Below are 20,153 nucleotides of genomic sequence, written 5' to 3' on the forward strand. Positions count from 1 at the left end.
AGACCCGCTTTCCTGCTTGAAGGAAGCAGGATAACTGGCTTGTGTCTCGCCTGAGGAAAGGGCGTGAGAAGATGCGTCATTTTTTTGGAGTCAGCCCGGTCTACTCCTTGAGTCGATGCTTATCGGCTTTTTTTAGGGAACAAAATAAATCGAAATCATTACGATTGACGTCAGGTGAAAAGTCGGTTACTCTATAAAACGTAACGATTACGTTTTAGGAGATGAATGATGATGCAACCGATATCGATCACCGTTTTATCTGGATATCTTGGATCCGGTAAAACGACACTATTGAACCATTTACTACATAATCGCGAAGGGCGCCGCCTCGCGATCATCGTCAACGATATGAGTGAGGTCAACATTGACGCGGCATTGATTGAGCAAGGCGGATTCTCGCGAACGGAAGAGTCGTTCGTCACACTTTCGAACGGGTGCATTTGCTGCACGTTACGCGATGATCTTTTGCTTGAAGTCAAACGCCTCGTCGACCAAGGCGATATTGACGGTATCGTCATCGAATCGAGTGGTATCTCGGAACCGATTCCGGTCGCCCAGACCTTCACGTACGAAGATCCGGACAGTGCCATCGACTTATCACAAGTCACGAAAATCAATGCGATGGTCACGGTCATCGATGGGTACCGTTTCCTGAAGGACTTCGAGTCTGGTGAATCGTTGATTGAGCGGAAACAGGCCGTCGATGAGACAGACGTGCGTGAAGTCGTTGACCTACTCGTCGATCAAGTCGAGTTCGCGGACATCATCGTCTTGAACAAAGTCGATCGTCTGACTCCAGAAGAACGCCATACCGTCATCGGCTATCTAAAGGTATTAAATCCAGTTGCCCGCTTGATTGAGACGACTTATGGTGAAGTCGATCCGGCAGAGATCTTAGACGTTGATCTATTTGATTTTGAACAAGCGGCAGCGAGTGCCGGTTGGATCCGCGAGTTGAATGCGGAAGAACATATTCCGGAAACGGAAGAGTACGGGATCAGTTCGTTCGTCTACAAGCGCGACGTGCCGTTCCATCCTGAGCGCTTGTTAGCCTTGATTGAAGACTGGCCGCAAGAAGTCGTCCGGGCGAAAGGCTTCTTGTTCCTTGCGACACGTCCTGAGATGGCATTATTGTTCCATCAGGCAGGATATGCGTCAAACATGGAATACGCTGGTCGTTTTGCATCAGATGAGGATCGACGGACCGAGCTTGTCTTGATCGGCATCGGACTGGAACAGGAGAAGCTCGAAGCGCTATTTGATGCGTGTCTCGTCCGGGAACACGAAACGGATTGGGCGTCACTGAATGATCCAATCCCTGGTCGCGAGATGTACGAAGAAACATTTTTATAAGAGGTCAATCTTTCGAGAAACCGTATCTGCGGTTTCTCTTTTTTGTTATATTTTCATAGTGAATGGGGAAAGAATACTAGTGAAGGTATGTTAATTGAAGGAGGAAGGTCTGTGCGTAACCGGATTTTACAATTCGCACTCGTATTTTTAGTCGCCGGTGGTATCATTTGGGGACTATATCAACTCGGCTATTTATTTTATGTCTTAACGATTTCAGCGACGGTCGTGCCGCTTGCTGTCATCATGATCATCTTCATCGAGAACCGGACCGCAGAATCAACGATCGCTTGGTTTCTCGTTCTAATTTTCTTACCGATTCTCGGAGTCATCATCTGGTTGATGTTCGGTCGAAATCCACGGCGCCGGCGCCGGAATCGTCGTTCGCATGACGAACGGAAATTGCTCAAGCAAGCGATTCGTCCAGTTCGGTCGCTTGCTGTCAGTGGGTTGCCATCGAATCACTTGAAGCTTGCGAACACGATTCGTAACTTCGGTGGCGGCGGGGTGGACGTTCATACGGCAAGCGACATTCTGACGAATGGAGAAGAGACGTTTCCGGCGATCCTTGACGCGATTCGTCAAGCACAGCATCATGTCCACATCCAGTACTACATCTATCGGAACGATGAGACAGGTAAAGCGATCCGGGAAGCATTGATCGAGCGACTCGAAGCCGGTGTGACGGTTCGATTCATGTATGACGGACTCGGAAGTTATATGCTCGGTGAGAACTTCTTGCGCCCGCTACGCGACGCGGGAGCGCATATCGCAGCCTATGACCCAATCTCAAGTCCCTTGTTCATCTTCACGGCGAACTTCCGCAATCACCGGAAAATCATCGTCGTTGATGGAAAAGTTGGCTTCACCGGTGGATTGAACGTCGGGGATGAGTACGACGGTAAGAGTAAGAAGTTCGGTTTTTGGCGTGATACGCATTTGCGGCTTGAAGGACGCGCCGTCAAGGAATTACAAGCGACGTTCCTCGACGACTGGATCTATGCCCAAATTGAATCGAGTGACACATGGGAGACGTTTGCAGGGGATGAGTCGATCCACCAGTACTTCCCGAAACATGATGTGACGTCAGACGGGGCGATCCAAATCGTCACGAGCGGACCGACGTCAAAGGATCCCGCGATTCGCAATGCCTTGATTGCCGCAATCATCGCGGCACAACGTTCGATCTGGATTGCGACACCGTATTTGATTCCGGACAATGAGACGATGACGTTGCTCCGACTAGCAGCACGTGCCGGACTCGATGTCCGTATCTTGACACCGGGAAAAGGCGATAGTTTTACGTCTTATTACGGGACCCGGTCCTACTTCGGACCACTTCTGAAGGACGGCGTCAAGATTTACACGTATAACCGTCACTTCATCCATGCGAAACTGTTTCTCGTCGACGGGAAGATCGGTGCCGTCGGAACGGCAAACATGGATATTCGCAGTTTTATCCTCAACTATGAACTGATGGCGTTCTTGTACGACACAGAAAGTACGGAACAACTCGAGCGTGACTTTATCGCTGATTTCGATGTCTCGATTCAGTTATCATCGAACGATTACGTCAAACGTCCGCTTCGCTTCCGCATTTTTGAGTCGCTCTCGCGCTTGATTTCACCTTTATTATGACGCAACGTTCCGCATCGATTTTCAGGTGCGGGACGTTTTTTTGGTTCATTCTTCCTTGAAGTGGGAACATGAACTCTTATACACTAGATGTGTAATCGGTTGCACACTACTTAGCCTGGAAGGAAGTGAAAGGGGCGCAAGTCCCGAACCCGTATGCGAACAATTGATGAATCCCATTTCTACACGCGCGACATGAAACCACAAGCACGACCAGACGCCATCATCCAAGGAGATGTCTACCGTTTCACGGTCTTGACGAGTCGGATGATCCGACTTGAGTACGCGGCGGATGGACAGTTCGAGGATCGACCGACCCAAACGGTCTTCAATCGTGATTTTCCGGTACCTGCTTACCGCATCGTCGAAAACGAGGAAGAATTGCAAATCATCACCGAGCACGTCCATCTGCATTATACGAAGGGACCGTTCGCTGCGAACACGCTCTATATCGATGTCTTAGGGAACTTCAGTACCTACTACAGCCGCTATACGTTCGGCGGACCGCTCCGGACGTTAAAAGGAACGGCACGGACGCTTGACCATGCGGACGGTGTCATCCCACTCGAAGAAGGAATTGTCTCCCGACAAGGTTACGCAGCGATCGACGACTCGAACGCTTTCGTCCTGACGGAAGACCACTTCGTTGAACCGCGACGCTCCGGTACGCATGACATCTACTACTTCGGATACGGTCACGACTACAAACAGGCATTGCGTGACTTCTACCACCTGACAGGACCGACACCGATGTTACCACGTCAGGTACTCGGCAACTGGTGGAGTCGCTACTGGCGTTATAGTGAGAAGGAATACAAGGATTTGATGACGCGCTTCAAGACAGAAGACATTCCATTCTCGGTCAGTGTCATCGATATGGACTGGCACGTCACCGATATCCCGGAACGGTACGGGAGCGGTTGGACGGGTTATACGTGGAACCGTGATTTGTTCCCGGATCCACGCGGCTTCTTGCAGTGGTTGAAGGACGACGACAGGATGGTCACGCTTAACTTGCATCCAGCGGACGGGGTGCGTGGGTTTGAGGAAGCATACGAGGCGATGGCGGTCGCAATGGGCGTTGATCCCGAATCGGATGTCCGGATTCCGTTTGATTTTTCGGACCGGACGTTCATTGAGAACTACTTCACGAAGCTGCATCATCCGCACGAGGCGGATGGCGTCGACTTCTGGTGGATCGACTGGCAGCAGGGCGCGAACTCGAAGATGAAAGGGCTTGATCCGCTCTGGATGCTCAATCATTATCACGCGCTTGATATCGCCCGCGATGGTAATCGACCGTTGATTTTCTCACGTTACGCGGGACCCGGAAGTCACCGTTATCCGGTCGGGTTTTCGGGCGATACGATCATCTCATGGGCATCGCTCCAATTCCAGCCGTATTTCACGGCGACAGCGTCGAACATTGGCTACGGCTGGTGGAGTCATGATATCGGGGGTCACCAGCGCGGGGAAAAAGATGACGAGTTATCGACACGTTGGCTCCAGTACGGTGTCTTCAGTCCAATCATGCGTCTGCATAGTACGATGAGCATCTTCAATGGGAAGGAACCATGGCGCTATTCGACCGATGCGGCGAACGTTATGAAGAAATATTTACGACTCCGGCATCAGCTTGTGCCGTACATTTACACGATGAATGCCCGCAATCACTTTGACGGCTTGCCCCTCGTCTCACCCATGTATTATGAGCATCCAGAAGACGATCAAGCATACAACGTCCCGAATCAGTTTTACTTCGGAACGGAATTGATCGTCGTGCCAATGGTCACGCCGATGCATCGGAAACTGCACATGACGGCTTCGACTGCATGGCTGCCAGAAGGGGAATGGTTCGATTTCTTCAATGGGCACCGGTATCGAGGTGGCAAACAAATCCGTCTGTTCCGCTATCTCGAAGACCAAGGCGTACTTGCGAAAGCCGGTGCAATCGTCCCACTCGGTCGTCATCTCGAACAGTCGAATGCATTGCATAATCCAGACGATCTCGAAGTTGTCGTCTTCCCGGGAGCCTCGAACCGGTTTACGTTGTTCGAAGACGACAGCACAGGGGTCGCACACCGCGATGGCGTCAATGTTGAGACGACATTCGCGCTCGACTGGGAAGCGCGTGAACTGACGATCGCTGCACCGACTGGACATCGTGACTTGCTACCGGAAAATCGGTCGATCACATTGATTTTACGTGGGGTCCGCGAAGGTTACGTCCAGCGCGACGGGGAAAGTGTCACCGGCGTCTATGATCATGCGACGCAGTCACTTCGTGTCGAACTGGGTGAAGTGACGGAGACGATCACGTTGTCGCTTCAAGTCGAGATCTCGACGAACGAGAACAAGATGGACCGGTTGTATGCGTTCCTCGACCAAGCGGAAATCAGCTATGACCTGAAGGATCAATTGTACCGTCTATTGTCACAAAAGCTTGACCCGGTCAACATGATGCACCAGTTGCAAGCACTCGAACTCGAGAAGGATCTCGTCGACTGTCTGCTTGAGTTGATGCTCAATTAACTCTAAAAAGCTTCTGGATGTCCCATTACGATTAATGGACATCCGGAAGCTTTTGTTATTTATCGAAAAGAAGGCAGATCATTCAGCGACTGACGTATCCTGCATTTTGTTGTCCTGTTGAATGATTCCAATCAAGACTTGTCTGACGATGTCTAGTTCTTCCCGTGAAGCATGCTGCGTCAGCGATTGATTTAATTCTGCTACTGTCGCCTCAATGTCAGTTTGTAGTGCGACTGCCTTTTGAGTACAACGCACTAAGACATTTCTGCGATTGGTGACATCGACGGACCGATCGATCAGTTCTGCTTGCTGCATTTTGTCCAAGATTCCGGAAACGGTAGACGGTTCTAAATGTAACATTTCTGCGATTCTTCTTGGGGCTAACGTATCGTGCTTCCACAGGCAGTTTAAGACACCGTATTGTGCCGGCGTGACATGATATTGATCTAGCTCCTTGCTGAATTGCTTGAAGACTTTATTTTGACTGACGCTTAATAAAAAGTTGATGCATTCAGTTAATTCCATACTATCTCCTCCAGTTTGACATCTTAATAGTACCATGCTAAGTTTTGTGGTGTAATTATTTTGTGACCGAATGATTCGTTCGGCGAATGAAAAGAGGGAGTTCGATGGAGTCTTTTAAAGCGATCGTCGTTCGGGAGATGGATGCAGGAGTTCGTTTTGGTATAGAGGAAGTCGGGATCGATCAATTATCGCCAGGTGAAGTCCTGATTAAAGTGGCGTATTCGTCGATCAACTATAAGGATATGCTAGCGGTACAAAAAAAGGGAGGCGTCATTCGCGATTATCCGATGATTCCGGGAATCGATGTAAGTGGAACGATCGTCGCGACTGAAGACACTTCTCTTTCCACCGGACAAGAAGTGCTCGTGACAGGATTTGCGATGGGGATGTCGCATACGGGTGGTTTCGCAGAATATGTTCGAGTGCCGAAGGAGTGGGTCGTACCCGTGCCATCTGGAATGTCTTTAAAGGAAACGATGGTCATCGGTACGGCTGGATTTACGGCAGCATTATCCATTCTAGCGTTGGAGCGTCATGGCATGCATATCGATGGGGATCCACGTATTTTAGTGACAGGTGCTACGGGAGGCGTCGGGAGTCTAGCACTTCGAATGTTGCGTAAGGCAGGTTATGGTAACGTCACCGGGATGATTAGAAAAGAGCATCAGGAAGAGATCGCACGAACTCTTGGAGCAGGCGATATCATACATGCGGAGGATGTCTCAACAACAAAGAAACCTTTGGAAAAACAACAATATGACTATATCTTGGATACAGTCGGTGGTGAGGTTGCTGCTGCGTTACTCCCGCGGCTTGCCTACGGAGGCAGTATGAGCATGTGTGGGAACGCAGCCGGGATTGATCTAGAAATGACGGTATTGCCGTTTATCTTAAGAGGAGTAAACATCCTTGGAATCGATTCAGTTAACGTCCCATTAGCGGAGCGACACGCCGTTTGGGAGAAGTTGGCACAGGAATGGAACATCGCGCTTGAAGCGCTTGTGCACGAGATTTCTCTTCAAGAGGTTCCAAAAACGATCAAGGACTTGAAAGAAGGAAATCATCTAGGCAGAACGATCATCGCGTTTTAAGTGAAGTCGAACAATGAAAAAAGGGTCATCGAAACAAACGGTTTCGATGACCCTTTCTATTGGAGCCCCTTATTTACGACGCAATTTTTTCGCTTTTTGTTTCATGTCGTTATACGTGATCATCGGGCTATCGTCCATCGTCAAGCGTAGATGGTTCGGTTCCCCTTTGTTCGTGATGCCGGAGCAATAAAGGATGTCAGCATATTGATCAAACAGTTCCTCATATGCCGGCAGGTGGTGCATCAGACGACCAGGAGACCCCCAGCCACAGAGGACGACGCCATTTTTCGCTTTGACATCGGCAAGCGTCTTCGCGACGAACTCATAGTTCGTCTCATCGAAGCTTGCTTGCGCGAACGGTAGATCCTCGCTGACAAGTAGGTCCGGCATCAAACTGATGATGTCATATTGTTTGACGGGATCACTGACATACTTCTTCATCAAATTGTACGCACGTTGTGTCGTCGTTCCAGAGAGAAAGGCATCCGTCGTCCGTGGTGTGTAAATTAAAGCGGCGACGTGCGTTCCTTCTGCGATGTCGTCAAAGATATAGCTGCGTAAATAGCGTTTCGTCTTGTCTCGATCAAACGTCGTCTGGACGCGGATCGACGATTCCTCAATCAAGAGTTCGGAAGAATCGGCTGGTGTCATGGGTGGTGCCTCCTTTTAATTGGTCAAACGTGAGCTGATGCGAAGGAAGAACGCGAGTGTCTTCTTCTTGAGGTCGAGGTCGTTCGCATCGATCGCCTCGACGTGTTGCTGGTAACGATCGTATTGGGCGAGCACGTCAGAGACATATTGTTCACTGCGATTGTATTCAAACAGTGCTGTCGCGAGCGTGTCTCGGTCGGATGTCTGTGTGACATCGTGTTGCTTCAGGTATTTCGCTGCCGTGTGGGCGCTGTCGACGAGACTTGTCGGATCGGCTTTCCCGTCACCGTCCGCGTCAACTCCGAGACCCCCATACTTCTCGATGGCTTTTGGATCCGTGACGTCGATGCCGTCATGCTCGATGTCACCGAGCGACGTGCCACCTTCGTATCCCCAACCGACCCATGTTTTCGGCATGAATTGGAACGGGCCGATTGCGCCAACGGACGATTGCATCGCTGACGAGTTCGAGAAGATCGTCTCGACGCGATGAATGGAGGCGAGTAGCTTCCAGTCGATGCCGTAACGTGCCGCGGCTTGTTCGTAGATGTCGATGTTCTCGGCAGGTACGCCATGCTGTCCATAATACGTACGATACATTTCATTTTGAACACGTTCCCGATTTTGCCAGTAGATGAAGCTACTGACGATGAGGGCGAACAGTACGAACAAGATGCTGATTCGAAAAACTTTTCGCATATTGTTCTCTCCTCTGTTTAGGATTCCACTGAATGGTATCATATTTTAGTAGGGTCTAATAGCACTTTCTGTGACGGGAGTGTGGAATCAAAAAAGGAGTCGAAGTCATGTATCTCTTCGTAAATGGGTTTTTACTCGGATTACTCGTCGTCCTTTCGATCATCGCAGCGGTTCGTCCGGTCGATTTGACGATCGTTCCTCGCAAGGAATTCTACCCCTCGATGGTCCAGTCGAGCGGGATCTTATGTTTGTTGCTCGTCGGTGGAACACTGATCAGCGGCACGCAGTTGCTAGAAGTCGGCTTGACGTTTTTTGTCCCAAGTGGTCCTGTCTGGTACGCGACGATTGGACTGATCGTCCTTCTCTGCTTCGTTTTAATTTTGACGGCGACTGTTCCGGCGTTTCGCAAACGTTTGTTGCCGCTTTATCAAAGTGAGGCGGAGCGACTGATTCTGCCGCGAACGAAAGAGGAACGGACCGGGTTTCAGATGGTCGCGCTGATGGCAGGAGTGACGGAAGAGTTGATTTATCGCGGATTTCTCTTTCATGTGCTCGGATTATTTTTACCGTTTTCTGACGTCAGTTTCGTCTGGATCGGAGCAATCTTGTTTGGTGTCGCGCATCGTTATCAAGGGTGGTTCGCAATCCTCGTGACAGGACTGATCGGGGCGGGATTCGGTTACTTGTACCTAGCACTTGAGACACTCTGGCCGCTGATCATCATCCATGTCTTGATCGATCTCGTTGCCGTCTACATTTACAAGGATGATGTTAATTCCTGACATCGTCAAAAAGCGCTGAATTTGATAGACTGAATGTCAAGCGAAGTCATCATTTAAATTGGTCAAGTTGACGGTTGCAGAACAGGTCAAATGACAGGTAGAATGAGAAGGTAAACGCTTACACATCAAAAGGAGATGGATGAAACCATGCGAACGATCACTTCCACTGGCGAGCGAAAAAAGACGAGTTGGACATTGAATATCGGCAATCAGCCACATTTGATGATGGATGGTGTGACAGAACAGACCCTTGATGCCGAACAACGTGTCGTCTATAACGAATTTTTGATTCCAACGACGGACACTTTGATTCATCGGTTCAAAGCCCGCTTCCCGAACCATCTCTGCGAGAACGGGTATGATGTGTATGGCGCTGCCGCTTTTGACGAACAGGTCGTCGAACTGATCTCGAATTGGTTCATCGAGCTGGTCACCGTCTTAACAGCGATGCAGCGGACGAAAGGCATTCAGCATGTACAGATTGAAGGCGGTGTCGCAAAACGGACCGACTTCTTACCGACCGTGCGTCGGACATGCCGGGCACTGGAGTCAACGATTGATATTTATTGAAGCACCAGTCACGTTTTCAGAGGGGACGTCCGTTAGGATGTCCTCTCTTTTTTTGTAGACGCATAGAACGAGTCGGTCGTTGCTTCCCGGCTCTTTTTTCATTTTCTGGATAACATGAGGAAAAAACAGGTTGACGCTAGACTGTATGGCATGTACCATACAGTTAACAGATGTACTATTGTCTTAATACAATGGTGACAATCAAGGAGGGTGAACCGGATGCTTGAGGTAAAAGGATTACAGAAGCGATATGGACGAAAAAAACAGGTCTTACGTGACGTGACGTTCTCCGTCGCTCTAAACGAAGTGACATGTTTGATCGGCTTGAACGGGGAAGGGAAGTCGACGATCCTAAAAGCAATTCTCGGTCTGATTCCGGTTGATGCTGGGACGGTGACGGTCGACGGTAAAACATCGCGCGACAAAATTGCGTTCGTGCCTGATCTTCAGACGATGCCGAGCTACATGACGATCGGACAAGCGCTCGCATATATGGCAGATCATTATCCAGACTGGAATCAAGAGACAGCGGAACGACTGCTGCAGACGTTCCAGCTGTTTACGACGGATAAAATGGCGAACTTATCAAAAGGGAATAAAGCGAAGTTCAATCTCGTCTTAGGATTCGCCCTCGATCGTCCATACATATTACTCGACGAACCGCTCGCGGGAATCGATTTATTCATGAAGGAACAGATTGCCTGGATTTTCTCAAGTGAGTTCATGGAAGGACGGAGCATCCTGATGACGACTCACGAAATCGCCGAAGTCGAGCAAGTGATCGATCGAGTGTTGTTCTTACGAGACGGTCAGATCGTCGAAGTCAAAGAGACGGATGAACTGCGCGGTCATCATCATCAATCGGTCCAAGACCGGATGCGGGAGGTATATCAAGGATGAAACGCTGGTTGTTATTAACGAATGAAGAACTGAAACGAAGTACGAAATTACTGGTGTTGTTGATTTCAGGCTTGATCGTCGCGGAAATCGCGTCACTGCTCTATCAGATTTACGATTATCAAAGCACGATCGAGAAAACGATGCGGATCGAACAGATATCAGAAATGGACGCAATTGCGCGAGCAGGTGGTGCGTTGACATTCGCACAAGCAACGGATTTTTACGATTCAATCATTGTATTAGCAATGGGGATGATCATCCTGTTTGCGTTCTGGATTTGGTACCGCGACTGGATGGGTGAGACGAAGTACATCTACAGATTGCTATTGTTACCGGGATCACGCCGGGCGATTTTTGGATCGAAAATGACGGCACTCTTACTTGTCGTGACTAGTTTGATCGGAATTCAGTGGGGACTGTTGTTACTTAGTCGTAATCTCTACTTATGGTTGTTACCAGATGCTCAACAGGTCACAGCCAGCATCAATGAATACTCCTTCTACATGAATCTGTTCTATACGATGTATCCGAGTGATATTTTATTCATCTTACTGATGTCATTCATCGTCATCTCGTTCGTCTTCATGACAGTATTACTTGAACGATCGTTCCGAAAGGGAAAAGCGTTCTTGCTCGTCGGATTACACGGAATCGCATTGATTGTCGGTTATATCATTTTAGGTGTAGCATTGTCAGCTATTTCGAACGATTTGAGTCAACTGCACATGCAATTTTATCTCGGGTACATCGTGCTCTTGACGTTATATGTGTCGTACAAAAATCTGCGGTTAGTCCAGACGCGTCTATCCGTCTAAAGGAGAAATCTCATGAAACGATATCGTCAACTTCTGATCTATGGAGTGATCATTCTCATAACAATCGGAAGCTACATCGGCTACACGCTGTCGATCAAAGGAGCAGACTTTTCGCTCGAGACCGTCAGTGGAAAACCTTCGCAAATCGAAAATTTTAATTTACGTCTTCAGACGAAAGGCATGCGTTCGACGATTTATGATGTCAACGCTAAGGGAGACATCGAAAAACAGTCAAATTCGTACATCGGGCAACTATTCCGTGATGATAGCATGACGGATTTGCCGGATGAATATTACGAATTCACGACGCATATGGAAACGAATGTAAGTGGAGATGGACAATCAGAGTATGCGATTCAGATCAAACACAATAAACTGCAATTTAAGATGTTTACGTTTAAGACGGAGGAGATGTTCGAGAAAACATTTCAGTATGATACAAAACTTGAGACGGGGATGGACATACGAGCCAGTGTCGTCGATAAACAGGCGATGAGGGTCTACATCCAACTCGATCGAGTCGATCAGCCAAGGGAAACGAAACTGCTTGTACTCGATTTAACAGGCGAGCGGGTCGAAGAGATCGTTCTTCAAAAGCCAGTAGCGCCTAAACACGCTCGTCAATTTTTAGCGATTCATCAAAATGAGGTGGTCTACACGGAACAACCGTCTGACAGCGATGAGGAGAACACTAAACTATCTTATTTCCTCGATGACGGCAAAAGCGTTCGTTCCATCAAGGAGTTGAATCAGCAACAAATCGGTTATACGCCCTATGCGAACGGTCGTTATCTCATCGGCTTCCACCTGCCGGAAGGGGAGACGAAACGAATCGAATGGTCGATGTTCGACTTGGAAACGAAGCGATTATCCGAGCATAGCGTAAGCAGTCCGCTCGTTTTGAAAAAGATTGAATGGTTGGACTCTAAGGACGAGATGCAGCTTTATCTCTCTTCCGAGACAAACGATGGATTCCAAGTGTCCGTGATCGATCTGAAGAATGACCAACTGATGTATCAAGGAGAAATCAAAGATGCGAATCGTAAAAAAGGAACGCGTATCTATGATTTTGCGGTTCAATGATCCACGAAAAAAACGCTTCGCACCGGAAAAAGTTATCCGGTCCGAAGCGTTCTTTTTTTCGTTTTGACTAGGAATCGATACATTCTAGGGCGAAAGCATCAAGACGTGAAATTTTTCTCTGTCGCTTTACAAGCACGCAATAAGGCGTCCTTGAAGAAACGATCTTCCTGCGAAGCGAGTTGTTGTGTCGCTTCCTCGTCTCCACGCAGTGAGCGGGCGAGCATCTGGATGACCTTGACCCAGCGCCGGACGTGATCAAGTTGCGGACGACCCATCGCGACGTACACTGTGAACCAATCATCCTGATCGCGACGGATCATCCGTTGGAACAGTGATTTCGCGAGATCGACTTCTTCGGTCGTCGGGAGTTCGTTCGTCTCGAAATAACGACGTAAAGCGGCGACGGCAGTTGCATACGCTGCTTTAACGTCGTCTGACGGCTGATGTTTGCCGTAGTCGGATGTCGACAGATGAAGTAAGGCAGGTTTTTTCTCGACACCCGTGATCCAGGCAGAGATCGTCTTATTGCCTTTATAGGCTTGACGGTTCGCGACCGGGAGCTTCGCCGTGACGTTTCCGACTTTCCCGATCAAGGTCACTTTGTTGTTGCGATCCTGAATTTCGGTCACTTTCATCTCGACCGTATCGCCCATTTCATGAGGAATGGCTTTCGGCTGGAGCTTTTCTCCTGCCGAGAGCGGCGAACGCTTGCGGATCATCCGCAATGCTTCTTGTTCAATCCGGTCGTCAAGCGACCACAGATGTTCCGGTGGGACGTTGCGGAACCGGCGACGCCGGACCTTGATGTACTGGTCAAGCGCGTCAGCAGCTTGCTCCCGCGTCGATTCACCACGTGCGACGGGGCCGATGATGTCTCGGAGCGTAATGGATTCGAGACGTTCCATGATGCCTTCGAACGGGATGAGTTCCATTACGTAGAGACTACAGACGACGAGTTCGCATTCGCGAGGAGTGAGTGGGCGTTTGGCCATAAATTGACTTCCTTTCAGCTGGTTGATGTTTCTAGTATACCAAAAAAAAGCCATCGTCACGTAATCCCGTGACGATGGACTGAAAAAGCTTACAAGACGAATGGCGATTCCGAACTATTTTGCAATTCAGCGGACGCGAGTCGTGTGACACCGTTCATGAACGGGTCATGGGCGACGAACAAGTCACCGATTGCTTTGATCTCAGCCACGGTCGCATTTTCCTTCGCACCAGCGATCCGCAAGCGATATGGTTTTTTTGTCACCGTATCAAATGTCAGGACGATCGTATGTTCCATCAATGGTCACTCCTTTCATGAAATGTAGGGACGAGTTATGCCTTGAGTAGAGCGTAGTCACGGCTGATTTCCGTCAGCGCGTAGCGTCCGTCGAGTAAGCTGCCGACCGCTTGACCGATCGAAGCGACGACGTCTGCTGGAAGATTCGAACGTAAGCCGTTGTAGCGGCGGCGAGCGACGACGGCATCACCGTTTGCTGTCACTTTGTCCTTCCGCTCGAAGACAATGACGAGACTCGTCTTGATTTCTTCTGCTTGTGTCATGTGTATCACCTCCTTCGCCCTTATTGACAGGGAAAGAGACCGGATTGTTCGAAAGGAATGAAAAAAAGATGGTCTGGTTACGTTTTTTACGAAAAGTATCGTTTTTACGCATGCGGACGCTCGGATATGCATCTTTGATCTTCGTCTTTGGTGTCGCGGGCATCATGTATGCTCTTGAGCCAGAGACGTTCGGTTCCTACTTCCGGGCCGTCTACTGGACGATGACGACCGTCGTCACGGTCGGGTACGGCGACTTCTTCCCGAATTCTGATACCGGTCGGATTCTGACGATTTTCGTCTTCATCTTTGGAATCGGGATCGTCGGTGGATTGATCTCAAAACTGGTCGACGGTGTCCAGTTGATTCGCAATCAAAAGGAAAGAGGGTTATTACAAGTGAAAGAAACAGGGCATACCGTCGTTTTCGGTTACAGTCGGCGTTCGAAGCACGTCATCGAGTCATTACTCGAACATACGGATGTCGTCCTCGTCGATGATTTAGAGCGCGAGCCATTCAGTCACCCACGATTTCATTACGTCTGTGGTGATCCGGCACTGACATCGACGCTCGAACGGGCACACATCGAAAAGGCGGTTCGCGCGATCGTCCTCGCCGATCATTCGATTCCACCGGTCCATGCTGACGGACGGACATTGTTGATTGCTTCAAGCATCGAACGGGCGAATCCGAACATTTATACAATCGTCGAAATGATGCTTGAAGAACACCTCGACAGCTTCGAACAGGTTAAGGTTGATGAGGTGTTACTTGGTGATGAGACGATTGCCCGGATGGCGATCCTCGCGTCCCATCATCCTGGTGTGACGAAGGTCGTGACGGATTTGTTGACGAAGGACGGTGAGGGCATGTTCTCGATTCCGAGTAGACCGGAGTGGGGGACGTACCGTGACGCCTATCATGCTTTGCTAGAAGAAGGCGTCACGATCTTATCTGATGGAAAACGACTCGATTTGAACCGTCGACTCGATGAAGCGATTCCGAAAAACGGGACGTTGATCGTCTTGTGTTCGGAGGAAACCGCCCAACGAATCGGAGCGATTTAGAGAAGAAAGGATTTAACCAATCTTTTTTCGGGTATAGTAAATAAATTTACTAGACGGAGGAAAAAGATTATGACACAACCACAACCAGAATGGATTCAAGAATTATTTGAGACGGTCGATCAAGGCGAAATTAAAAATGCACCAAAATTACTCTATATGGCACTGACGCTTGAACCAAATTATTTTACGAAAGCAGTTAGCCGATTCAATCAACGGCTAGAAGTCGAACCATTAACGGACGTTTCGGAATTGTTGACGGTCTATCGTCAATTTTTCCTTTCAGCTAATCCATCAGAGGAGTACTGGTCACTTGCCTGGAACGAACTCATCCAGACGCTACAACATATGATCGATCGACCAGAAGCACAGCAATTACTTAAAGAGCATGTCGATTTACTCGACTGGTGGTCGAGCGAATCGTTGCTTTCACTCCCGAGCTGGTTGACGATTTTAGATGTCGCTGAACGAATCGACGCGCTTGATCAATTTAGCAGTTATCTTCCAGATATCTTCGAGAGTTATGCGCTTGAAACGGCGAAGGACGAACCGTTTGCCCGTCTTGCCTGGTACGCACTCGCAAGCAATCAACAAGAGTTGCTTGCCCCTTACAGAGACCGGATTGAAGCCGGTTCTTCAAAGGAAATTCAGTCTCTTCGTCAAGCGGATCTCGTCGATCAAATTGAAACGACGCGGGTCGTTATCGTTATGTTAAAGTCGAAAGATAACGAGCCGATTGAATTAACATTTGATCGAAAATGGACATTATAAATTATCGAAGAAAAAATGACACCTAGAAGCCGCACGAATTCAGTCCGAGGGGGGTAGGGATGATTCACGTCAATTTACCGAGTGGTGACTATGTCGTGTTAGTAGAAATAAATCGTGAAGTGCTGCTGTGTCATTCGATTGAAGAAGCGGAACAAGCACAACACGACCGGTATGAACTGGTCGGACGGATGAGCGAACGCTTGCCGGCAGAAGTGATTGGACCCTCGATTGCGGATTTTGTCCGCTTTTCGACCGGGTTCATCGGCGAAGAAGTGACGTGGCATGAGGAGGAAGAAGCCTTCTTTTGCCAACAGTTCGAGACATTCGACGGTTCCCCGTTAGGTGAAGACCTGACGGGGATTGATGCAACGCGTTGGCGTGCGGTCCTTGCACGCTATTATGCTTACGTGACGATCGGAAAGATCATTCCTTTTGAAGTCAGCGAAGAACCGGACGGCACGGTTCCGCTTTAGTCCAGACGATTCTTCGGTCGGCGCGTAATCAGAGAAGGGCAGGGTTCCCATGAAAAAGCAACTTGCACTACTCACGCTAGCGACAATCGTCGCCATGCCAACGTCTGCTTTCGCGCAGTCTCAATACGTACAATATGATCCGACGTTTACAGAACAACAAAAACAAGAGTGGTTGGCGAATCAGGGGCTGACCGAGATTCGTGCCTTGAAACAAAAAGGATTCTCGCTCGTCGAGCCGCTTGCGCATCTCGAGGAAAAGGATATCGATGTCGATTTGATTCCAATCACGGACGTCAAGAGAGCGACGGATTCTGCTCAGTTTCAACAAACGTATCTTGATCAGTCGCGCATTCCGGCTTACTGGAAGTACAGCCGCGGAAAATCGGACATCCGGGTTGCAATCATCGATGATGCGATCGATACGAAACACCATGAGTTCAAGGACGTCATCTATAAGACGACGACGATTTCTGGAATCCGGAAACCAGACGACCACGGGACACACGTCGCCGGCATCGTCGCGGCGCGTGAAGACGGTCAAGGGATCGTCGGTGTCGCATCTGGTGTCAAACTGATCGGGGCCGATGTCTTCGATGGCGACTTTGCTGCATCAATCGACATCGGCGACGGTATTTTGTATGCAATCGAGCAGGGAGCAGATGTCATCAATCTGTCACTCGGACAATATGAGTTTGATCCGTACATGGAAGCAGCGGTTAAAAAGGCGGAAGCGAAAAATATCCTTGTCGTCGGAGCAGCCGGAAACGACGGACGCAATAAGGTACTCTTCCCAGGATCGATGAGTCAAGTCGTCGGTGTCGGATCCGTCGGAACGCTGGGGCGTGCCTCGACGTTCTCGAACTACGGTAAAGGACTCAACATCATGGCACCGGGGGAAGGGATCTACTCGACGATCGTCGGCAACAAGTACGGCTACTTGGACGGAACATCGATGGCGACACCGGTCGTCAGTGGTGTGTTGGCGCTCGCAAAATCGAAGAATCCATTCGTCTCGAACACGACGATGCGCAGTAAGTTATATGCTGCAGCGTCGAAAAAATCAGGTGATACGAAGTTGCATTACGGAACAGGTCGCTTGAATGCCGGTATCTTAGCGACACTGCCGGCACCGATCTCGAAGATTTCGTTACCGGCAACGGTTAAGCCGAATCAGGCGTTTACCTTCTATTTTGATGAGTATGCGAGTGCGAAGACGACGACACGTCTCTATAAGGACGGGAAGGTCGTTAAGACATTCACACAATCGAATTTAACGAACGGTACGCATAAGTTTACGTATAAGTTGAAAGACAAGGGAGCGTATAAACTTGTCTTTACAACGACAGGTGGACGGCATACGCGGACCGTCGAACGCTTACTGACAGTCAAATAAAAAAGCGCCTCCCACTGAGTGGGAAGCGCCGTACGAGACCTGAAGGTTACTTCGGGTCTTTTCCTTTTTTATAGACGGGCGTCGGAGGCGTCAATGCCTCTCCAGTCCATGTGATCATCGCTTCCATCTTGTATCCTGTGTCATCCTCATGGACGAACGACAGGCGACTGGAATCGATCAATTGGTATAAACCATAAGCGACCTGGTCGGCCCAAGAGCGTAACGTCATCGCTTCATCATACAACGGGATTTGCTCAGGGAACCGTTCGTTCATAAGCAAGATATCGTGTTGATCGAAATGATAGCTACGTTTTGAGAGTGCATCGGGCGCCTTGACGTTGAACGGCTCGAACGCGTGGATGAGCTCTCCTTGACGATAGAAGGCGAAGATGCCGTTTCGCAGATGAAGTGCCTTGATCTCGTCGATCTCGATCAGGAATGTCAACTTGCGAACCGTTCGCCGGTTCGTACCAGAGCGTCGTTTTTTCATGCTGCATGCCTCCTTCTGAACTCTTGTACTATACCGTGAAATGAGGCAGGGACGCAACTTTTTCGTTTGTAAAACGAGAATTACCTCTTGCAGGAAAGCGGCATCTACGCTACACTCATAAGCAGTGACTATGTTGGTTCGGACAATCGCGGGGCATTTCGGTGCTTTGAGGAAAGTCCATGCTCGCACAGCCTGCGATGGCTGTAGTGATCGTGCTACACAAAAAGATAAGTGTAGGCAGCGTCAAGCTGACGGCAGAAGGAACGCCTAAGTCTTCGGATATGGCCGAAACTTCTTGAAGGTGCCACAGTGACGGAGCTTCATGGGAAACCATGAAGGTGGAACGAGGTAAACCCCACGAGCGAGAAACCCAAATTTGGTAGGGGAATTTCCGGAGCGGAACTGAACGCAATGGAGAGCGTATGCAAATACGGAGATAGATGATTGTCGCCTGCGTGTGAGGGTCAAACCGTTTGGAACACTAAGGAACAGAACATGGCTTACAGGACCACATAGGCTGTTATTTTTAAGTTGAACGAGAGTCCAGGTCCACCCTGGGCTCTTTTTTTATTGCAATGAAACGATACAGTGGAAGAAACGATAAAGGAGTGAACGCAATATGGCAAAACGCTTAGTCATCGCGACAGCGGCGATGGGAATCGAAGCGCTCGTCGCAAAAGAAGTCCGTGCGTTAGGATACGAGTGTACGGTCGAAGACGGAAAGGTCTACATCGATTGTGAGATGGAGGACATTCCCCGTTTGAACATGTGGCTTCGGACAGCGGACCGGATCAAACTTGTCGTTGCTGAGTTCCGCGCGACAACATTCGAAAAATTGTTCGATCAAGTCAAGGCACTACCGTGGCACGAATTAATGCCGTGGGATGCGAACTTCATCGTCAACGGTCGTTCGGTCAAATCGAAGCTGTTCTCGATCCGTGACTGTCAAAAGATCACTGAGAAAGCGATCGTCTCGCACATGCAAGAAGCGTACAACAAAGGAACGGAATGGTTGCCGAAGACAGGCGCGAGCTATCCGATCGAAGTTGCTTTGTTAAAAGACATCGCGACATTAACGATCGATACGTCTGGCGACGCGTTACACAAACGCGGCTACCGTGAGTTCCACTCGGCCGCTCCACTGAAAGAGACGATGGCAGCAGCAATGTTGATGCTGACGAACTGGAAGCCGGATATGCCGCTCTACGACGTCTTCACCGGTTCAGGCACCCTGGCAATCGAAGCGGCGATGATCGGGCGTAATATCGCACCAGGCATCAACCGTGAGTTCGTCTCACAAGAATGGAAATGCATTCCGAAGAAAGCGTGGTTCGATGCGATCAACGAAGCGAACGAAAAAGCGGAGTGGGACAAACCATTGAAGATTTACGCAAGCGATGTCGATCCAGAGATGGTCAAGCTTGCGAAAACAAACGCAGAACTCGCAGACGTCCGCGATGCAATCAACGTCATGCAACGCGATGCAGCAGACTTCAAACCGAAGGAAGACTTCGGTGTCATCATCGGGAACCCGCCGTACGGGGAACGTCTTGAGGATGCGCGTGAAGTTCATCAACTGTACCGCAAGATCGGAACAGCGTATAAAGAATTCCCATACTACAGTGTCTACATGATCACGTCGTATGTTGAGTTCGAAAAAGCGTACGGTCGTCCAGCGACGAAGCGCCGAAAGCTGTATAACGGGAACATCGAAGTTCAGTTCTATCAATATTATGGTTTGCGTCGGAAAAGACCGCAGTCTTAAGCCATTTCTAGCACAT

At 49.3% G+C, this 20,153-nt stretch carries 21 protein-coding genes and 1 other RNA gene; 15 read left to right on the forward strand and 7 right to left on the reverse strand.

Annotated elements, in window-relative coordinates:
• Positions 1-231 precede the first annotated feature (231 nt).
• From B4C70_RS10935 to B4C70_RS10945, 3 genes are all read left to right on the forward strand, one after another.
• Complete coding sequence (locus tag B4C70_RS10935) at positions 232-1,353, forward strand: GTP-binding protein (protein ID WP_290779533.1); 1,122 nt, start codon at positions 232-234, stop codon at positions 1,351-1,353.
• Between the two features lie 111 nt (positions 1,354-1,464).
• Positions 1,465-2,988, forward strand: coding sequence for a cardiolipin synthase (locus tag B4C70_RS10940; protein WP_290779302.1), 1,524 nt, complete (start codon positions 1,465-1,467; stop codon positions 2,986-2,988).
• Positions 2,989-3,141: 153 nt separating this feature from the next.
• Positions 3,142-5,517 carry a glycoside hydrolase family 31 protein gene (locus B4C70_RS10945; protein WP_290779305.1) on the forward strand — a complete coding sequence of 792 codons (2,376 nt, stop codon included), beginning with the start codon at positions 3,142-3,144 and terminating at the stop codon, positions 5,515-5,517.
• 78 nt (positions 5,518-5,595) lie between these two features.
• Here B4C70_RS10945 and B4C70_RS10950 read toward each other — a convergent pair whose 3' ends face one another.
• Positions 5,596-6,042 (reverse strand): MarR family winged helix-turn-helix transcriptional regulator, encoded by a 447-nt coding sequence (locus tag B4C70_RS10950; protein WP_290779307.1) that lies wholly within the window; start codon positions 6,040-6,042, stop codon positions 5,596-5,598.
• Between the two features lie 104 nt (positions 6,043-6,146).
• Between B4C70_RS10950 and B4C70_RS10955 the strand changes: the two genes are divergently transcribed.
• A complete protein-coding gene (locus B4C70_RS10955) occupies positions 6,147-7,133 on the forward strand; it encodes a YhdH/YhfP family quinone oxidoreductase (protein WP_290779310.1) in 987 nt (328 codons plus the stop codon).
• 69 nt (positions 7,134-7,202) lie between these two features.
• Here B4C70_RS10955 and B4C70_RS10960 read toward each other — a convergent pair whose 3' ends face one another.
• Together B4C70_RS10960 and B4C70_RS10965 are read right to left on the reverse strand one after the other, a co-directional pair.
• Entirely contained in the window at positions 7,203-7,784 is a 582-nt protein-coding gene (locus tag B4C70_RS10960; protein ID WP_290779313.1) for a DUF1643 domain-containing protein, read from the reverse strand.
• A gap of 15 nt (positions 7,785-7,799) precedes the next feature.
• Positions 7,800-8,483 (reverse strand): lytic transglycosylase domain-containing protein, encoded by a 684-nt coding sequence (locus B4C70_RS10965; protein WP_290779316.1) that lies wholly within the window; start codon positions 8,481-8,483, stop codon positions 7,800-7,802.
• Between the two features lie 107 nt (positions 8,484-8,590).
• Here B4C70_RS10965 and B4C70_RS10970 point away from each other — a divergent pair, with 107 nt between their 5' ends.
• The 5 genes from B4C70_RS10970 (at position 8,591) to B4C70_RS10990 (ending at position 12,633) form a co-directional block, all read left to right on the forward strand.
• Positions 8,591-9,265 carry a CPBP family intramembrane glutamic endopeptidase gene (locus tag B4C70_RS10970; protein ID WP_290779319.1) on the forward strand — a complete coding sequence of 225 codons (675 nt, stop codon included), beginning with the start codon at positions 8,591-8,593 and terminating at the stop codon, positions 9,263-9,265.
• 147 nt (positions 9,266-9,412) lie between these two features.
• Positions 9,413-9,835, forward strand: coding sequence for a hypothetical protein (locus B4C70_RS10975; protein WP_035408466.1), 423 nt, complete (start codon positions 9,413-9,415; stop codon positions 9,833-9,835).
• A 219-nt stretch (positions 9,836-10,054) separates the two neighbouring features.
• A complete protein-coding gene (locus tag B4C70_RS10980; protein ID WP_290779322.1) occupies positions 10,055-10,735 on the forward strand; it encodes an ABC transporter ATP-binding protein in 681 nt (226 codons plus the stop codon).
• Positions 10,732-11,550: a hypothetical protein gene (locus B4C70_RS10985; protein ID WP_290779324.1), complete on the forward strand. Its 819-nt coding sequence runs from the start codon at positions 10,732-10,734 to the stop codon at positions 11,548-11,550. The genes B4C70_RS10980 and B4C70_RS10985 overlap by 4 nt, the downstream gene beginning before the upstream one ends.
• Before the next feature lie 12 nt (positions 11,551-11,562).
• Positions 11,563-12,633, forward strand: coding sequence for a hypothetical protein (locus tag B4C70_RS10990; protein WP_290779326.1), 1,071 nt, complete (start codon positions 11,563-11,565; stop codon positions 12,631-12,633).
• Between the two features lie 98 nt (positions 12,634-12,731).
• Here B4C70_RS10990 and B4C70_RS10995 read toward each other — a convergent pair whose 3' ends face one another.
• The 3 genes from B4C70_RS10995 to B4C70_RS11005 form a co-directional block, all read right to left on the reverse strand.
• The gene (locus tag B4C70_RS10995; RefSeq protein WP_290779329.1) at positions 12,732-13,625 is read right to left on the reverse strand and encodes a hypothetical protein; all 894 of its coding nucleotides are present in this window, start codon (positions 13,623-13,625) and stop codon (positions 12,732-12,734) included.
• A gap of 89 nt (positions 13,626-13,714) precedes the next feature.
• Entirely contained in the window at positions 13,715-13,921 is a 207-nt protein-coding gene (locus B4C70_RS11000) for a DUF2922 family protein (RefSeq protein ID WP_035408457.1), read from the reverse strand.
• A 35-nt stretch (positions 13,922-13,956) separates the two neighbouring features.
• Positions 13,957-14,184 (reverse strand): hypothetical protein, encoded by a 228-nt coding sequence (locus tag B4C70_RS11005; RefSeq protein ID WP_035408455.1) that lies wholly within the window; start codon positions 14,182-14,184, stop codon positions 13,957-13,959.
• Positions 14,185-14,252: 68 nt separating this feature from the next.
• Here B4C70_RS11005 and B4C70_RS11010 point away from each other — a divergent pair, with 68 nt between their 5' ends.
• The 4 genes from B4C70_RS11010 to B4C70_RS11025 all read left to right on the forward strand — a co-directional run bounded on the left by B4C70_RS11010 (position 14,253) and on the right by B4C70_RS11025 (position 17,882).
• Positions 14,253-15,248, forward strand: a complete 996-nt coding sequence (locus B4C70_RS11010; RefSeq protein ID WP_290779332.1) for a potassium channel family protein — start codon at positions 14,253-14,255, stop codon at positions 15,246-15,248.
• 69 nt (positions 15,249-15,317) lie between these two features.
• A complete protein-coding gene (locus B4C70_RS11015) occupies positions 15,318-16,016 on the forward strand; it encodes a hypothetical protein (RefSeq protein WP_290779335.1) in 699 nt (232 codons plus the stop codon).
• Between the two features lie 59 nt (positions 16,017-16,075).
• Positions 16,076-16,489: a hypothetical protein gene (locus B4C70_RS11020; protein ID WP_290779338.1), complete on the forward strand. Its 414-nt coding sequence runs from the start codon at positions 16,076-16,078 to the stop codon at positions 16,487-16,489.
• A 49-nt stretch (positions 16,490-16,538) separates the two neighbouring features.
• Entirely contained in the window at positions 16,539-17,882 is a 1,344-nt protein-coding gene (locus B4C70_RS11025) for a S8 family peptidase (protein ID WP_290779341.1), read from the forward strand.
• A 46-nt stretch (positions 17,883-17,928) separates the two neighbouring features.
• Here B4C70_RS11025 and B4C70_RS11030 read toward each other — a convergent pair whose 3' ends face one another.
• A complete protein-coding gene (locus B4C70_RS11030; protein ID WP_029341396.1) occupies positions 17,929-18,372 on the reverse strand; it encodes a hypothetical protein in 444 nt (147 codons plus the stop codon).
• Positions 18,373-18,506: 134 nt separating this feature from the next.
• Here B4C70_RS11030 and rnpB point away from each other — a divergent pair.
• Both rnpB and B4C70_RS11040 read left to right on the forward strand, forming a co-directional pair.
• Positions 18,507-18,880: RNase P RNA component class B (rnpB, locus tag B4C70_RS11035), an RNA gene on the forward strand.
• 111 nt (positions 18,881-18,991) lie between these two features.
• A complete protein-coding gene (locus B4C70_RS11040) occupies positions 18,992-20,137 on the forward strand; it encodes a THUMP domain-containing class I SAM-dependent RNA methyltransferase (RefSeq protein WP_214855602.1) in 1,146 nt (381 codons plus the stop codon).
• Positions 20,138-20,153 lie beyond the last annotated feature (16 nt).

Origin of the sequence: Exiguobacterium sp. UBA5002 (genome assembly GCF_002396765.1) — a bacterium.
Taxonomy (GTDB): domain Bacteria; phylum Bacillota; class Bacilli; order Exiguobacteriales; family Exiguobacteriaceae; genus Exiguobacterium_A.

Excerpts from the sequence above, each read along its gene's own strand:
- B4C70_RS10935 (WP_290779533.1), top strand. The coding sequence starts at position 232 with ATGCAACCGATATCGATCACCGTTTTATCTGGATATCTTGGATCCGGT.
- B4C70_RS10945 (WP_290779305.1), top strand. The coding sequence starts at position 3,142 with ATGCGAACAATTGATGAATCCCATTTCTACACGCGCGACATGAAACCA.
- B4C70_RS10950 (WP_290779307.1), bottom strand. The coding sequence starts at position 6,042 with ATGGAATTAACTGAATGCATCAACTTTTTATTAAGCGTCAGTCAAAAT.
- B4C70_RS10955 (WP_290779310.1), top strand. The coding sequence starts at position 6,147 with ATGGAGTCTTTTAAAGCGATCGTCGTTCGGGAGATGGATGCAGGAGTT.
- B4C70_RS10960 (WP_290779313.1), bottom strand. The coding sequence starts at position 7,784 with ATGACACCAGCCGATTCTTCCGAACTCTTGATTGAGGAATCGTCGATC.
- B4C70_RS10965 (WP_290779316.1), bottom strand. The coding sequence starts at position 8,483 with ATGCGAAAAGTTTTTCGAATCAGCATCTTGTTCGTACTGTTCGCCCTC.
- B4C70_RS10970 (WP_290779319.1), top strand. The coding sequence starts at position 8,591 with ATGTATCTCTTCGTAAATGGGTTTTTACTCGGATTACTCGTCGTCCTT.
- B4C70_RS10975 (WP_035408466.1), top strand. The coding sequence starts at position 9,413 with ATGCGAACGATCACTTCCACTGGCGAGCGAAAAAAGACGAGTTGGACA.
- B4C70_RS10980 (WP_290779322.1), top strand. The coding sequence starts at position 10,055 with ATGCTTGAGGTAAAAGGATTACAGAAGCGATATGGACGAAAAAAACAG.
- B4C70_RS10985 (WP_290779324.1), top strand. The coding sequence starts at position 10,732 with ATGAAACGCTGGTTGTTATTAACGAATGAAGAACTGAAACGAAGTACG.
- B4C70_RS10990 (WP_290779326.1), top strand. The coding sequence starts at position 11,563 with ATGAAACGATATCGTCAACTTCTGATCTATGGAGTGATCATTCTCATA.
- B4C70_RS10995 (WP_290779329.1), bottom strand. The coding sequence starts at position 13,625 with ATGGCCAAACGCCCACTCACTCCTCGCGAATGCGAACTCGTCGTCTGT.
- B4C70_RS11000 (WP_035408457.1), bottom strand. The coding sequence starts at position 13,921 with ATGGAACATACGATCGTCCTGACATTTGATACGGTGACAAAAAAACCA.
- B4C70_RS11005 (WP_035408455.1), bottom strand. The coding sequence starts at position 14,184 with ATGACACAAGCAGAAGAAATCAAGACGAGTCTCGTCATTGTCTTCGAG.
- B4C70_RS11010 (WP_290779332.1), top strand. The coding sequence starts at position 14,253 with ATGGTCTGGTTACGTTTTTTACGAAAAGTATCGTTTTTACGCATGCGG.
- B4C70_RS11015 (WP_290779335.1), top strand. The coding sequence starts at position 15,318 with ATGACACAACCACAACCAGAATGGATTCAAGAATTATTTGAGACGGTC.
- B4C70_RS11020 (WP_290779338.1), top strand. The coding sequence starts at position 16,076 with ATGATTCACGTCAATTTACCGAGTGGTGACTATGTCGTGTTAGTAGAA.
- B4C70_RS11025 (WP_290779341.1), top strand. The coding sequence starts at position 16,539 with ATGAAAAAGCAACTTGCACTACTCACGCTAGCGACAATCGTCGCCATG.
- B4C70_RS11030 (WP_029341396.1), bottom strand. The coding sequence starts at position 18,372 with ATGAAAAAACGACGCTCTGGTACGAACCGGCGAACGGTTCGCAAGTTG.
- B4C70_RS11040 (WP_214855602.1), top strand. The coding sequence starts at position 18,992 with ATGGCAAAACGCTTAGTCATCGCGACAGCGGCGATGGGAATCGAAGCG.